This is a genomic window from Acinetobacter portensis (assembly GCF_010646905.1).
Classification (GTDB): domain Bacteria; phylum Pseudomonadota; class Gammaproteobacteria; order Pseudomonadales; family Moraxellaceae; genus Acinetobacter; species Acinetobacter portensis.
The window spans coordinates 1,481,734-1,496,574 of sequence record NZ_JAAARQ010000002.1; the positions used below are offsets into that span (position 1 = coordinate 1,481,734).

The window sequence follows — 14,841 nt, forward strand, 5'->3', positions numbered from 1 at the left end:
ATTACTCCTCATCTATATCTAGTTCAAATTTTTTTAAACGATAGCGTAAAGAGCGAAAAGACATCCCTAGTTTTTTTGCAGCTAATGTTCGATTCCAATGTGTTAAATTTAACGCATTTAATAGAATTTCTTTTTCAATTTTTTCTAAGTAAAGCTCTAAACCTTCAGTCGGCAATTTATGGGTATTTAAGGTTTTTTCATATTTATATTCAGGTGTTTGAGTGATTTCTTCCGTTTGAATAGAAAATTGCTTTAATGGAGTGCTTTGTAAGTGTTGGATATTAATCGATTTGTCATCGCTTAGTGCCATTGCTCGTTCAATAATATTTCTTAATTCACGAACGTTGCCCGGATAATATTGCTCAAGTAAAAGTATTTTTGCTTTATCTGTTAGATATTTAGGTGAGATACGCCATTCTTGAGAAACACGCTGAATAAAGTGTTCGGCTAATAACAGAATATCATTACCGCGGTCTCTTAATGGCGGAAGTACAAGATCCATCACATGAATGCGGAAGAATAAGTCTTGGCGGAAGCGTCCTTGTTGAACCAGCGCTTCTAAATCTTGATGACTGGCGCTAATCACGCGAAAATCCACATCAATTTCTGTATCTGAACCAAGAGGACGAATTCGTTTTTCTTGTACAGCACGAAGTAATTTGACCTGCATATTCAAAGGTAAATCTGCAATTTCATCTAAAAATAAGCTTCCTCCATGTGCTGATTGAATTAAACCTTGTTTATCTTGTGTTGCACCTGTAAAGCTTCCTTTTTTATGTCCAAATAACTCACTTTCCATTAATTCTGATGGAATCGCACCACAATTAATGGCAATAAAAGGTCCTTCATTGCGATTACTTAAACGATGTACAAGATTGGCCACGACTTCTTTACCTGTACCAGATTCACCTGTAATGAATACTGGTGCCTGAGAACGTGCAATTTTTTTCAGCGTTGTTTTTAATTGCTGGATAGGTACAGATTGCCCAATCAGCATTTTATTTTCTAGTAAGTTCTCGTTATTGCTTTCAGTTAATATCTGAGGCTGATTAAGGGCTTTATCTAAAAGTTGTTGAAGGTGGTTTTGTTTAATAGGCTTATTTACAAAGTCAAATGCACCCGCTTTTAAGGCAGAAATTGCAATATCCATATTTCCATAAGCAGTAAGGACAGCAACAGGAATTTGTGGGTATTTTTCAGAAATATGCTGAACAAGTTCAATGCCATTTCCGTCGGGTAAATTGAAGTCGGTTAAGCAGGCATTGTAGTTATTTTCAGCCAGTAATTTTTTAGCCTGCGTAATTTGATGCGCTACATGTGTTTGCATCCCCATTCGGGATAAAGTCATAGACATGAGCGTACATAAATCTTCTTCATCATCTACAAGTAAGATGAGTGGTGTTGAATTCAAAGTAATTCCCCAAAGCTAATTTATGACTATACGCGGGCATTCAATTCTAAAACAAGCCCCAAGTTGTTGTTCTACATAGCTTAGTTTAGCTTGATTTGCCTCACAAAAACTATGGGATAAATATAATCCTAATCCAGTTCCTGTAATTTCTGTACTAAAAAAAGGTTGAAACAACGAGCGAATGTTTTTATTTGCAACGCCTTCACCAAAATCGATGATATCAATTTGTATACTTTGGAAATGGCTATAGATATTTAATTCAATATAATTTTTATCTGCTGAATTATGGCGTACTGCATTACGTAAAAGATTGATAAGTACTTGTTGAATCTGGGATTCATCAAAATTTATTATAGAAGACGGTTCAATGTTTAAGTGAATTTTATCTGCAATATCTGGCAAATTATCTTGAATAAAAGATGGTATGAATTCATTTAAGTGGATTGTTGAAGCATGTGTTTCATTATTATTTTTAACCATGCTTAAGGTATCGTGAATAATTTGATCAATACGTTGAGCTTGCTTGCTAATCATTTTGCTCAATTGCTCTTGCTGATTTTCATCACTTCCTTGTAAAAGATGATTTGCTTGAATAATTGCAGCCAAAGGGTTTCTAATTTCATGCGCAATACTGGCAGATAATTGCCCTAAAGATGCTAGTTTTAGCTGTTGTGCATGCTGATTAATTCGCTTTGAATCTTGTAAAACTAAAAGTGTTAAGGTTTGATGGGGCACAAGTAATTTTTGAACTTTAATGTGAATGTGATAATGACTTTGTTGAGATTCAAACTCAAATTTTTCCCCATCTTTAAGTTGATCAAATTTTAAAATTTCAAATAAATCGGGTTGAGCTTTATAAAGTGGAAAAGGCTCAATTGCATATAAAGGGCTAATACCTAATAATTCTCTTGCAGCAGGATTACTCAGTGCAATATGGCAATTTTCATCTAATACTAAATAGCCTGTTTCAATTTGTTCTAAAATATATCGATTAATATTTTGTAGTTTATTGATTTCTAATGATTGGGTAAAACTCCAATTTTCAAGCAATTGAAAACGTCGAACTGTAATTTGTCCGCAAATATAAACAAAGACAAATAAAATTGAAAGTAGAGCACTATTGCCAATATTATTCAGTGATGTGAACGAAAAGAGACCGCCTAGAAATTGCTGGTAAACCACACTAATGACAGCAATAAGTGTGATAAATAGGGCATTTTTAGATTCTAAAAGGAGTGATGCTGCAAAAATAGCAATCACGAATAATAGGCTGATGTGTAAACTTGGGCCGTTAGAAGCAAAAGTTAGTGCACTGAAAAATAAGACATCAACAGCAAAAAATAGAGTGATTTGTCGAATAATTTTCGATGAAAAATATTTATAAAAAATGAGTTGGATTAGACTACTTAAAATATAAATACTAATGGTAGCTAAATAGAGTAGCGGATGAGCATATTCGTGCTGTAAATTTTGAAAGGTCAGAAAAAAAACAAAGAAAAGACAAAGTGCAATAATGAGACGGTATGAGCCATACCACGTCCCTAATCGATATCTATTGAGCTCAGAATTACTATAGTTAGAATACATAAGCGTGTAGGTTACTCGTGCTCAATTTAAGGTTTAATCAAGCCATATCGCATTGCTAAGTGGGTGAGTTTAACATCACTATCAATATTTAATTTTTCAAAAATACGGTAGCGATAAGTGTTGACCGTTTTAACACTAACAAAAAGCTTATCAGAGATTTCTTGTGTGCTAATACAGTTTACAACCATCATCGCAACTTGCATTTCACGTTCAGATAAACTGTCGAATGGTGATTGTTGAGTATCGGATAAATATGAACTTGCTAACTGTTCCGCAATATCTGCACTAAAGTATTTACCACCCTGCATTACTTTATTAATTGCACGTACCATTTCGGTAACAGGAGCACCTTTGGTGATATAACCTTTTGCACCTGCTTTTAGAAGTAAAGATGGATATGGTTCTTCAGCTAAACCACTGACAGCAATCACTTTTGTCTCTGGTGATGACTGCAATAAGCGACGTGTTGTTTCTACGCCACCAATACCTGGCATATTCACATCAAGTAAGACTACATTTGGGGCATTTTGGCGGATAAGGTTAATGGCTTCTTCACCTGATTCAGCTTGTCCAATGACATCAATTTCGGCATGATCTTCTAGCATCCGACAAATGCCAGTGCGTACTAATTCATGGTCATCTACCACTAAAACTGTGATCACCCGCAATCTCCCTCTAGTTTATTCATCTTTTTTGTTACATAACGCAAAATAAGCTTGCAATGAAATGACAAAATTAGCAATCCTATTATCAATATTAATTGAAAACATCTGAACATTAAAAAGTGGGCTATATATTGTTCACTCTTTTGTGTTAAATGTAAGGCATATTTGAGGTAATACGCAAATGTATATTACCTCCATAAGTTGAGTAAATATTCGTGAAAAATACTAAAAAAGCGTTAATGAATGCTTTGGGAGCATCATTACTTCTTTGCATGAGTTCAACAGGATTTGCAGAAATTGTGATGAATTCTTCAGGGAATTCAAACCAAGCAAATATCAGTTGGTCTTCTGAGGAAGCAAACTTACTGTTAAATGGGGATGTATCTGCGAATACAGCAGCATATAGTGAACCATCACCGAAAGGTTCAGTAAATGTTACGACAACTGTTCGTAGTGGCTCTAGTGCGGTTCAAGCAGCACCTAAAACAGTACAAATTTTAGATACTTCAAGTTATTCAAATCAGCCCTCTGTAAATGCTCGTGCTGCTTTGGTGATGGATGCGCAAACAGGTGAAGTATTGTTTGGTAAAAATGCCAATACAGCATTGCCAATTGCTTCTCTTACCAAGCTAATGACTGCTGTTGTAACTGCAGATGCACGTTTAAATATGTCGGAGCAAATTACGCTACAACAAATTGACTTTGCTGGGGCAGGTGGTAAGAACTCAAGTTCGACTTTACGTGTTGGCGACAAGATGAATCGTGCAGAGGTTTTATTATTTGCTTTAATGAAATCTGAAAATCCTGCTGCAGCGGCATTAGCGCGAACATATCCAGGTGGTCGTACAGCCTTCTTTGCTGCAATGAATGCAAAAGCACGTAGTTTGGGTATGTCGTCAACACATTATGTTGAATCGAGCGGCTTAGACCCACGTAACGTGGCTTCAGCACGTGATCTTGGTATTTTGGTTACTGCGGCATCGCAATATAGTTTAATTCGTCAATTTTCTACTACGCCAAGCTATGATTTTAACTTAGGGTATCGTGTATTAAAATCGAACAATACAAATGCGCTTGTGCGTAATGGTGGTTGGAATATTAATATTTCTAAAACTGGATATATTAATGAAGCAGGTCGTTGTGTGGTGATGCATACCACATTAAATAATCGTCCTGCTGTCGTGGTTATTTTAGGTGCGAATAATACCCAAGCACGTAATGACGATGCTGTTCGTTTAATGAACTGGGCAAGCCAATTACCAAAACGTGTTTAATTTGAGGGAATCTTTAAGTTGACTCAACACTTAAAGGTTTAGCAATAAAAAACCCTGCATGTGCAGGGTTTTTTATTTTCTATCTAAGTGTCTAAAATAAATTACATATTAGATAAAATTGAATCGCGAACTTGATCTAAAGTTGCATCAATTGAAAGCATAACAGCATCAGAACATTGTTTGATTGCTGTGTCAGGATCTTTCAGACCGTTACCTGTAACAGTACATACAATCACTGAGCCTTCTTTGATTTTGCCAGCTTTAATGTCACGGATTGCACCGCCAACAGAAGCAGCAGAAGCAGGTTCAACAAACACGCCTTCATACATAGAAAGCAAGCGTTGAGCTTCTAAAATTTCAGCATCTGTTAATTCATCGAACCAACCATTTGAATCACGTACAACAGCTTTAGCATGGTTCCAGCTTTGAGGATTACCAATACGAATAGCAGTTGCTACAGTTTCAGGATTCTCAACAGGTGCACCACGTAAGAATGGAGCAGCGCCAGAAGCTTGGTAACCTGCCATAATTGGCAAGCCTGCAGGTTTTGGACCTGTGAAAGCATCAGTTTCAGGGTCATAAACAACTTGTTCAAACTCGCCCGCAGGTTGGTTTGCAACAGCCTCTGTATAACCCATCCAATGTGCAGTGATGTTGCCCGCATTACCTACAGGTAGGCAGTGGTAATCAGGTGCGCGACCTAATTCATCAACAATTTCGTAAGCAATGGTTTTTTGACCTTGCAAACGGTATGGGTTGATTGAGTTTACAATTGTTACAGGGGCTTTATCTGCAATTTCTTTAACTAGGCGCATACCATCGTCAAAGTTACCGCGAATTTGCATGGTGATTGCACCGTACATCATCGCTTGCGCCATTTTGCCCATAGCAATTTTGCCTTCAGGAATTAAAACAAACGCTTTCATACCTGCACGAGCCGCATAAGCAGCCGCAGCGGCTGAAGTATTGCCTGTAGATGCACAGATAATAGCTTTTGAGCCTTCTTCAGCAGCTTTTGTTACCGCCATGGTCATACCACGGTCTTTAAATGAACCAGTCGGGTTTAAGCCCTCGTACTTCACATAAATTTCAACATTTTTGCCAATAATGCGCGGAATATTCGCAAGCTTAATCAGTGGGGTATTACCTTCACCTAAAGAAATTGCTTTAGTAGTGGCAGACACTGGTAAACGGTCGCGATAGCGGTCAACTAAACCAGTATAACGATTGGCATTCGACATGATGATGTTCCAATTGTGTGTAGAGCTTGGCAAGGGGAGGATATCCCCTCGACCCGATTAATTATCAAGCGATTCTAAACGAATTCGTACAATTTCGCCATGAATCACTGGTAATGCTTGAATTTGTTGAAGTGCTTCATCCATCTTCGATTCTTTAACAGGATCTGTCAAAATCACGATAGGAATGAGGTCTTTTAAGCGTGGTTGTTGCATGATTGCATCAATGCTAATGCCATTATGACTTAAAATACTTGTCACATTTGCAAGAACACCTGTTTGATCTTCTGCATTAATGCGAATGTAGTAGCCCGTGGTCATTTCTTCACGACTTAAAATCGTTAAGTCAGTTAAGTTTTCAAAAGCAAGCTGTGGAATCGTACCTGAACCATCTTCTGTATAAGAGATGTCACGGACAATATCGACAATGTCTGCAACAACCGCTGAGGCTGTAGGACCTGCGCCTGCACCTGCACCATAGTAAAGCGTTGGACCAACTGCATTGGCGTGAACTAAAACAGCGTTTTTAACGCCATTTACATTGGCAATAAGCTGATCTTCAGGAATAAGCGTTGGGTGTACACGAAGCTCAATACCTGTTTCAGCACGTTTTGCAATGCCTAAGTGTTTAATACGGAAGCCTAAGTCTTCAGCATATTTCACATCTTGCGCAGTAATTTTGCTAATGCCTTCTGTGAAGACTTTATCGAACTGAAGCGGAATACCAAATGCAATTGAGGCAAGCAAAGTCAGTTTGTGCGCAGCATCAATACCTTCAACGTCAAAGGTTGGATCTGCTTCTGCATAACCTAATTCTTGTGCTTCTTTTAAGACATCTTCAAATGCACGACCTTTGTCACGCATTTCTGTCAAAATGAAGTTGCCTGTACCGTTGATGATACCTGCTAACCAATCAATTTTATTGGCAGCCAAGCCTTCACGCATCACTTTAATGATTGGAATACCACCTGCAACGGCAGCTTCATAAGCAATTTGTACATGATGGTCATCTGCAAGTTTAAACAGTTCATTACCATGTTCAGCAAGAAGTGCTTTGTTTGCAGTAACAACTTGTTTACCGTTTAACATAGCTTCTTTAATGATTTCATAAGCAGGATGAATACCGCCCATCACTTCAACGACAACGTCTACATCGGGTTGACGTACGATATCGAGTAAATCTGCGCTTTGTTTTACGGTGTCTGGAAGATTAAGATCAGGACGAGGACGACGTGTACCCACATGGGTAATTTGAATTTCACGATCGGTGCGACGTCTAATCTCAGCAGCATTTTCTTGTAATAGTTTAAGGGCACCACCACCCACAGTACCTAGACCGAGGATTGCCAGACGAACTGGTTTCACGTCACACTCCAAAATTTAATCGTTTATAAGCGAGTTAAGATCATAGCTAAAAAAACGCTGAGACTCTAGGGTAAAAATAACTTTATCTCTACCCATAAAAAACAGTGAGTTAATACATAAATATTAGTTATTTAAACGGGTGTCTAACTCTTCAGGAGTCAGGTAACCACCAAGGTAAACACCATCTTCATTATAAATTGCAGGTGTGCCATTTACGCCCATGTTTAAACCTAATTTATATTGGTCTTGAACAGGGTTTTTACAGGTTGCAGGCGGAAGTTGTTCATTGGCAATTGCACGATCAAAAGCAGCTTGACGGTCTGAACTACACCATACACTTTCCATTGCAGGCATAAATTGCTCACCACGTGGCCATGCGATATAACGAACCTCAATGCCTTTGGCATTAATTTCGCTCATATGCTCATGTAATTTATGGCAATACGGGCAACTTACATCTGTGAAGACATAAACCACGTGTTTGGTTTTGCCTTTTGCTTTGTAAACAATAAGGTCTTTTTTATTTAGTTGAGAAAGCAGTTTTTTATTGGCTTCAGCTTGTAGGTTGTCACCCACATTGTGTAATTGCTTATCGCCTAAGCGAACAATATCACCTTGAATAATATATTTACCATCGCTTGTTGCATAAACTGAAGGCATACCTTCTAAGCTTACCCAATACAAGTTAGGAACTTCTGTTGCCTTAACATCTAAAACTTTGGCAGGAATACCTACTTTTTTGAAATGTTCGGCTAGTGTTGTAACTAGGCGTTGTTGGGCATTTCGTTCAGAAAGATTAGAAGCCTCACCCGTAGCAGGCGTACTCGCAGTTAAAGGAGTTTGCTTATTTTCATCGTTTGCATTTGAACAAGCGCTTAAAGCCATAGTTGTCGCAATAGCAGATGCGATAAAAAGTTTAGAGCGGGTAAAAGTCATAAATAACCCTTTCTTTGTAGATATAAAATAGGCAAATAGAATAACAAAAAACGAGACTTCAAATAAAACTTCTTAGTCTAATAAGTGAAGTGTTTATGTATCTAGGCTCTAGGATGGTGCTGTGCATGGAGTTGTTGCATGCGAACTTGAGCAACATGTGTGTAAATTTGAGTTGTCGATAAATCGCTATGACCTAATAACATTTGTACCACACGTAAATCTGCACCGTGATTGAGTAAATGCGTAGCAAATGCATGTCGAAGTGTGTGTGGCGAAAGCTCTGTAGAAATTCCAGCTTGTAAGGCATAACGCTTAATGGCATACCAAAAGTTTTGTCGGCTCATAATGCCGCCATGTTGTGTTAAAAATAAATAATCGGTTGAGCTTTTATAAAGTGCAGGGCGGGCAGTATTTAAATATTGCTCAATCCAATCACAGGCAACTTGCCCCAAAGGTACAAGGCGTTCTTTATTACCTTTACCCACAATACGGACATAACCTTGTTTTAAGTTAATGAGTTCTAAGCGTAAAGTAATGAGTTCAGAAACACGTAAACCACATGCATATAAAACTTCAAACATTGCACGGTCACGCAAACCCAATGCGGTATTTGTGTCGGGTGCATAAATCAATGCTTCAACATCTTGTTCAGATAAGTCTTTAGGTAAAGCACGACCAAGTTTAGGTGTTTTGTGTGTCGCAACAGGATTATCACTGCGAAGCTTTTGTTCTCTTAAAAATTTAAAGAAAGAACGTAGAGCAGAAAGCGTTCGCGCAATTGATCTTGGGCTTTTTCCTTGTTTGGTTAAATTTAATAAAACATCTGAAATATCGTCACTTGACCAATATGGCATTGAGGAAGAATGAAGTTCACTAATTTGAATTAAATCTGACAAATATGCATTTCTTGTATGTGGACTTACCGTTTGCGCTATTAAATAATCTCTAAAGCCTTGTAAAAAACTAAGTTTTTCTGGGATGTTGATGGCTGATGGAATACGAGGTTTTTTATTTAACATTTCTGAATCAACTTTAAGTATTTCAAATCGATAAAATTATTGATTTTGCTCACTGTAGTTTAATTTTATTCAACTGTCGATGCTGATCAATAGATGCGAATCGGAATCAAATCTGATTTGTGAATTATTCTCATTTGCTTGTATAATGTTCAAAAATATGAAGGGTTAGATGCGTGCGTTTATCTGATTTGAAAGTCAAACAAATTGCCGTTATTCATAAGGTACATCGTGCTATGGATAATGAAAGTTCACAAGACCTTGTGGCAAGTCGTTTGGAAACCTTAGGTTTTATACCAGGTACAAAAGTACAAGTGATTACAAAAGGTATTTTTGGTGGAGATCCAATTCTCATTCAAGTTGGGTTTACACGCTTTGCATTGAGAAAAATTGAAGCCGAAAAAATAGAAGTCGAAGGAGCAATTGCATGAGTGATGCGCTGCGTATTGCCCTTGTAGGTAATCCAAACTGTGGTAAAACCTCTCTTTTTAACCATTTAACAGGGACACGCCAAAAAGTTGCGAACTATGCGGGTGTTACTGTTGAACGTAAAGTGGGTCAATTCACTTTGCCATCAGGTAAGGCTGTTCGAGTTCTAGATTTGCCAGGTGCATATAGCTTAAACGCAACTAGCCCAGATGAAGCTATTACCCGTGATGTTGTTCAAGGCAAAATTGCGGGTGAAGATAATCAAGATGCATTTTTATGTGTTGTTGATGCAACAAACTTACGTCTACATTTAGGTTTAGTGTTGGAAATGATTGAGTTGGGTCGCCCAATTTTAGTTGTTTTGAACATGATGGACGAAGCACGTCGTCGCGGTATGCAAATTAATACCCAAAAACTTTCAGAGCGTTTGGGTTTACCTGTTGTAGAAACTGTTGCGGTACGTAATGCAGGTATTGAAAATTTAACCAATGCTCTAGATTTGGGTAAATATGAAGTTCCTCAGACCGAAATGAACGGTTTAACAGGTACAAATCATGAAAAAATCGAGCAGATTTTAAATGATGTTGTTCACTCTGTAGATCATGAAGATAAACGTTCTGACTTTCTAGATAAAATCTTCCTTCATCCTGTTCTTGGTCTAATTAGCCTTGCCGTGATGATGTTTATTGTATTCCAAGCTGTATTTGCTTGGGCTGAACCATTTAAAGCTTTAATTGAAGACTTCTTTGCATGGTTTGGTGAGTTTGTTGGTGGCTTTATCTCACATTCATTGTTAAACAGTTTAGTGGTTGATGGTGTGATTGCAGGTGCAGGTGGCGTTATTGTGTTCTTGCCACAAATTTTAATCCTATTCTTCTTTATTTTGGTTTTAGAGGAATCGGGTTATTTACCACGTGCGGCTTTCTTGCTCGATAAACTTATGTACAAAGCAGGTTTAAGTGGTCGTTCATTCATTCCTTTGCTTTCAAGTTTTGCCTGTGCCATTCCGGGTGTTATGGCAACACGTAGTATTAGTGATCCACGAGATCGTCTAACCACTATTTTTGTTGCGCCACTCATGACGTGTTCGGCACGTTTACCTGTTTATGCCTTATTGATTGCTGCATTTATTCCAGAGTATCAAGTGTGGGGTTTATTTAACTTACAGGGCTTGGTTTTATTTGCTTTGTATATGGCAGGTATTGTGAGCGCATTAGTTGTTGCAACAGTGCTGAAATTATTTCAAAAAGATAAATCTCAACATGCCTTATTGATGGAATTACCAAGCTATCGTATTCCAGATATTAGAAGTGTGTGGATTGGTTTATTAGACCGTGCAAAAATTTTCTTAAAACGTGTAGGTGGCATCATCTTTGCGTTATCAATTTTGCTTTGGTTCTTATGTACCTTCCCACAACCACCAGAAGGTGCAACTTTACCTGATATCGATTATTCATTAGCAGGGATGTTAGGTCATTTAATTCAGCCAATTTTCGCGCCACTTGGTTTTAATTGGCAAATTTGTATTGCCTTAATTCCTGCAATGGCTGCACGTGAAATTGTTGTTGCTGCTTTAGGTACTGTTTATGCCTTATCTGCTGTAGATGATGATGCTGTGTCTCAAAGTCTAACGACTTTAATCAGTGGCGGTGATTTAGGTTGGTCTGTGGCAACAGGTTTATCATTACTGGTTTGGTTTATCTATGCGCCACATTGTTTAGCGACACTTGCGACAGTTAAACGTGAAACAGGTTCGTGGAAAACAGTGGGCTATATGACACTGTATTTATTTGGTTTGGCATACATCATGTCATTCTTCACGTATCAAATTGCTTCACATTATTTTGGTTAATTGAACTCAAAATAATTGTGATAGGAGATAGAGATGATTGAGATTTTAATTGTTGCTGCATTGGTGATATGGAGCGCTATTGTTGTGTTTAAGAAAGTATTTCCAAACACATCAAGCTCAGTATTCATGTCTTTATCAAATGTATGTGCATCGAAAGGATGGACGACATTAGCAAAGTGGCTTAAACCTGCGATGGTTTCGGGCTGTGGTGGTGGTTGTGGTTGTTCAGCATCTGAATCTCCTGTGGAAAAGAAAGTGGAAGTACAAGCTGTAAAGTGGAAATAATCACTTTCAAATAAATTTAAGACCTAAAAAAGCCATCGAATGAGATGGCTTTTTTACGCACGGACACAAAAAAATGAAAAGAAAGTTAAAACAGAAAAAGCAAATAAAACATCAAAGTGCTAACATTTCAGCAGTTCTAAAATATATCAAAATTATGGTGCAAAAATGTTGATACAGCGTGGTGGTTTAAAAGTCGTTGCTGGGTTGGGTATTTCTGGTGTGGCGGCCGTTAATTTTTTGCATAAACAGGGTTATCGCGTTGCCGTAACCGATTCGCGTGAAAACCCACCGGGGCATGATCAAATTCCTGCTGAAATTCAAACAAGCTTTGGTCAACTTGACTTAGAACTTTTACTTTCTGCTGAAGAAATTGTGATTAGTCCAGGGCTTGATCCTAAAATTGAACAAATTCAAACTGCCGTAAATAAAGGCATTCCTGTTATTAGTGAAATTCAAATTTTACGCCGTGCAACAGATAAGCCAATTGTCGCAATTACAGGTTCAAATGCAAAAAGTACGGTCACTACTTTAATGGGCATTATGGCGCAAGCAGCAGGTAAGAAAGTTGCTGTGGGCGGAAACTTAGGGCGTCCTGCATTGGATTTAACCAATGATGATCCTGAGTTATATATTCTAGAATTATCAAGCTTTCAGCTAGAAGCGACATCAAACTTAAATGCGGATGTTGCTGTTGTGTTGAACATGAGTGAAGATCATTTAGATCGTCATGGAGACATGATGGGCTATCACACCGCAAAACATCGTATTTTCCAAGGCGTGAAAAAAGTGGTTTATAACCGTGATGATTCACTCACACGCCCTTTGGTTCCTGATGCAACGCCAATGCAAAGCTTTGGCTTGAATGCACCTGACATGAATCAATATGGCATTTTGAAAGATGATGACGGCACAATTTGGCTAGCTCGCGGACGTGAACGCTTGTTAAAAAGCGCAGATATGTACATTCAAGGTACGCACAATGTTGCCAATGCTTTGGCATGTTTGGCTTTGGGTGAAGCAATTGATTTGCCTTTGGAAACAATGCTTGAAACATTAAAAACATTTAAAGGCTTGGAACATCGCTGTGAATTTGTGAAAGAAGTAAATCAAGTTCGCTATTATAACGATTCTAAAGGCACGAATATTGGTGCAACTTTGGCAGCAATTGATGGTTTAGGCGCTGCGATTGAAGTGCAGAATGGTAAAGTTGCCATTATTTTAGGTGGTCAGGGTAAAGGGCAAGACTTTAGCGCATTACGTGAATCTTTAAGCAAATATGCTAAGGTTGCTGTGCTTATTGGTGAGGATGCACCACTCATCGAAAAAGCAATTACAGGCACAACTACGCTTTTACATGCAAAAACTTTTAAAGAAGCGGTAGAACTTTGTCAGCAAAATACACAGCCAAACGATGTTGTATTATTATCACCTGCATGTGCAAGTTTTGATATGTTTACAGGCTATCCACAGCGTGGTCATCAGTTTGTAGAACTTGTAAACGAACTCAATTAAGAATAATAGGAAGACTGATATGGCTGGGTTTGCTCAGGCAGCGATCAATAAAATAAATCAAATATATGATCAGTGGACGCCAAGACTTCCTGCCGAAGTTAATGTTCGGAATATATTGATTTTTTGTGTGCTTGCATTGCTTTGTATCGGCACAATAATGGTGGCATCTGCATCTATGCCTTATGCAGATCGAATGCATGAAAATGCATTCCATTATGTAACGAGACATAGTATTTCTATTTTTGTGGCATCTGTTGCGGCATTAATTGCATATAGATTTCCACTTAATATTTGGTTTAACAACACTTTCTTTTTATGGATTGTGACCATCGTTCTGCTTGCTGCTGTTTTGGTGGTGGGTACGGAAGTGAATGGTTCAAAACGATGGATTCGAATAGCAGGGTTTACTTTACAGGCGTCTGAAGTTGCTAAAGTGATGATGGCTATATTTACCGCAGATTATGTTGTACGTCGTGCAGAAGAAGTGCGAAGCAATATTAAGGGCTTAGTCCGTTTAATGGTGATTATGGCGGCTACAGTCGGTCTTATCATGGCTGAACCCGATTTAGGTGCAACGGTTGTAATTGCTTTAACCATGCTTGGTGTGTTTTTCCTTGCAGGTGCGCCGTTAATTCAGTTTGCGACAGCGTTTGGTGCAATGCTTGCAGCATTATTTGTGCTTATTGTATTTGAGCCTTACCGTTTTGCACGTTTAATGTCATTTTCGAATCCTTGGAGTGATCCATTAGGCGCGGGCTATCAGCTCTCAAATGCGTTAATGGCATTTGGTCGAGGAGAGTGGTTTGGTGTTGGTTTAGGGCATAGTATTCAAAAAATGTCTTATTTACCCGAAGCACATACAGACTTTATGCTTGCAATTCTAGGTGAAGAATTTGGCTTTTTCGGTATTTCGATTGTCTTAGGACTTTCTTTTATTATGCTGGTTTGCTGCATCCGAATTGGTCATCGTGCTTTGAAAAATCAATATCTTCGAGCAGGTTATTTGGCTTACGGTATTAGTATTATTTTCTTAATGCAGATATTGGTAAATGCGGGCATGAATATGGGCATGTTGCCAACAAAAGGTTTAACACTTCCTTTTATTAGTTATGGTGGTTCATCTCTTATTGTTTGTGCTGTGATGATTAGCCTTATTCTTAAGATTGAATCAACAACGAAGGATGCTAATCCTAGTCGTGAAGAGTCAAGTTTCTAAGCGATTCATCTATTTATAAGTGGCAATTTTTAAAAAACCGAGTATTTAAAATGCT

The 14,841-nt window shown here is 38.1% G+C and carries 13 protein-coding genes; 6 read left to right on the top strand and 7 right to left on the bottom strand.

The genetic code is table 11. The features are described 5' to 3' along the window. Position 1: 1 nt before the first annotated feature. The 3 genes from GTK57_RS07065 to gacA all read right to left on the bottom strand — a co-directional run bounded on the left by GTK57_RS07065 (position 2) and on the right by gacA (position 3,660). Complete coding sequence (locus GTK57_RS07065; protein ID WP_407925929.1) at positions 2–1,354, bottom strand: sigma-54-dependent transcriptional regulator; 1,353 nt, start codon at positions 1,352–1,354, stop codon at positions 2–4. A gap of 72 nt (positions 1,355–1,426) precedes the next feature. Beyond that, positions 1,427–2,998, bottom strand: coding sequence for a sensor histidine kinase (locus GTK57_RS07070; RefSeq protein ID WP_163122145.1), 1,572 nt, complete (start codon positions 2,996–2,998; stop codon positions 1,427–1,429). Between the two features lie 26 nt (positions 2,999–3,024). Next, the gene (gene gacA, locus GTK57_RS07075; protein ID WP_163122148.1) at positions 3,025–3,660 is read right to left on the bottom strand and encodes a response regulator transcription factor GacA; all 636 of its coding nucleotides are present in this window, start codon (positions 3,658–3,660) and stop codon (positions 3,025–3,027) included. Between the two features lie 218 nt (positions 3,661–3,878). Between gacA and GTK57_RS07080 the strand changes: the two genes are divergently transcribed. Next, positions 3,879–4,937, top strand: a complete 1,059-nt coding sequence (locus GTK57_RS07080) for a serine hydrolase (RefSeq protein ID WP_163122151.1) — start codon at positions 3,879–3,881, stop codon at positions 4,935–4,937. 101 nt (positions 4,938–5,038) lie between these two features. Here the strand turns inward: GTK57_RS07080 and thrC are convergent, their stop codons facing one another. The 4 genes from thrC to xerD all read right to left on the bottom strand — a co-directional run bounded on the left by thrC (position 5,039) and on the right by xerD (position 9,495). Continuing rightward, positions 5,039–6,178: a threonine synthase gene (gene thrC, locus GTK57_RS07085; RefSeq protein ID WP_152873722.1), complete on the bottom strand. Its 1,140-nt coding sequence runs from the start codon at positions 6,176–6,178 to the stop codon at positions 5,039–5,041. Positions 6,179–6,235: 57 nt separating this feature from the next. Continuing rightward, positions 6,236–7,540: a homoserine dehydrogenase gene (locus GTK57_RS07090; protein WP_163122154.1), complete on the bottom strand. Its 1,305-nt coding sequence runs from the start codon at positions 7,538–7,540 to the stop codon at positions 6,236–6,238. Positions 7,541–7,663: 123 nt separating this feature from the next. After that, complete coding sequence (locus GTK57_RS07095; RefSeq protein ID WP_152873720.1) at positions 7,664–8,476, bottom strand: DsbC family protein; 813 nt, start codon at positions 8,474–8,476, stop codon at positions 7,664–7,666. A 101-nt stretch (positions 8,477–8,577) separates the two neighbouring features. After that, positions 8,578–9,495, bottom strand: a complete 918-nt coding sequence (gene xerD / locus GTK57_RS07100) for a site-specific tyrosine recombinase XerD (protein ID WP_152873719.1) — start codon at positions 9,493–9,495, stop codon at positions 8,578–8,580. Between the two features lie 173 nt (positions 9,496–9,668). Here xerD and GTK57_RS07105 point away from each other — a divergent pair, with 173 nt between their 5' ends. From GTK57_RS07105 to ftsW, 5 genes are all read left to right on the top strand, one after another. Then, positions 9,669–9,923, top strand: a complete 255-nt coding sequence (locus GTK57_RS07105) for a FeoA family protein (protein WP_163122157.1) — start codon at positions 9,669–9,671, stop codon at positions 9,921–9,923. Continuing rightward, positions 9,920–11,773 carry a ferrous iron transporter B gene (gene feoB, locus GTK57_RS07110; protein WP_163122160.1) on the top strand — a complete coding sequence of 618 codons (1,854 nt, stop codon included), beginning with the start codon at positions 9,920–9,922 and terminating at the stop codon, positions 11,771–11,773. Before GTK57_RS07105 ends, feoB begins: the two co-directional genes overlap by 4 nt. Positions 11,774–11,806: 33 nt before the next feature. After that, positions 11,807–12,058, top strand: a complete 252-nt coding sequence (locus GTK57_RS07115) for a DUF6587 family protein (protein WP_152873717.1) — start codon at positions 11,807–11,809, stop codon at positions 12,056–12,058. A 165-nt stretch (positions 12,059–12,223) separates the two neighbouring features. Continuing rightward, the gene (gene murD, locus GTK57_RS07120; protein WP_163122163.1) at positions 12,224–13,570 is read left to right on the top strand and encodes a UDP-N-acetylmuramoyl-L-alanine--D-glutamate ligase; all 1,347 of its coding nucleotides are present in this window, start codon (positions 12,224–12,226) and stop codon (positions 13,568–13,570) included. Between the two features lie 19 nt (positions 13,571–13,589). Next, a complete protein-coding gene (ftsW, locus tag GTK57_RS07125) occupies positions 13,590–14,786 on the top strand; it encodes a putative lipid II flippase FtsW (RefSeq protein WP_152873715.1) in 1,197 nt (398 codons plus the stop codon). The last annotated feature ends 55 nt before the right edge of the window (positions 14,787–14,841 follow it).

What these genes read in the sequence shown, in the direction of transcription:
- xerD (WP_152873719.1), bottom strand. Translation starts at nt 9,495, where the DNA reads ATGTTAAATAAAAAACCTCGTATTCCATCAGCCATCAACATCCCAGAA.
- ftsW (WP_152873715.1), top strand. Translation starts at nt 13,590, where the DNA reads ATGGCTGGGTTTGCTCAGGCAGCGATCAATAAAATAAATCAAATATAT.
- thrC (WP_152873722.1), bottom strand. Translation starts at nt 6,178, where the DNA reads ATGTCGAATGCCAATCGTTATACTGGTTTAGTTGACCGCTATCGCGAC.
- GTK57_RS07115 (WP_152873717.1), top strand. Translation starts at nt 11,807, where the DNA reads ATGATTGAGATTTTAATTGTTGCTGCATTGGTGATATGGAGCGCTATT.
- murD (WP_163122163.1), top strand. Translation starts at nt 12,224, where the DNA reads ATGTTGATACAGCGTGGTGGTTTAAAAGTCGTTGCTGGGTTGGGTATT.
- GTK57_RS07070 (WP_163122145.1), bottom strand. Translation starts at nt 2,998, where the DNA reads ATGTATTCTAACTATAGTAATTCTGAGCTCAATAGATATCGATTAGGG.
- GTK57_RS07065 (WP_407925929.1), bottom strand. Translation starts at nt 1,354, where the DNA reads ATGTCTATGACTTTATCCCGAATGGGGATGCAAACACATGTAGCGCAT.
- feoB (WP_163122160.1), top strand. Translation starts at nt 9,920, where the DNA reads ATGAGTGATGCGCTGCGTATTGCCCTTGTAGGTAATCCAAACTGTGGT.
- GTK57_RS07095 (WP_152873720.1), bottom strand. Translation starts at nt 8,476, where the DNA reads ATGACTTTTACCCGCTCTAAACTTTTTATCGCATCTGCTATTGCGACA.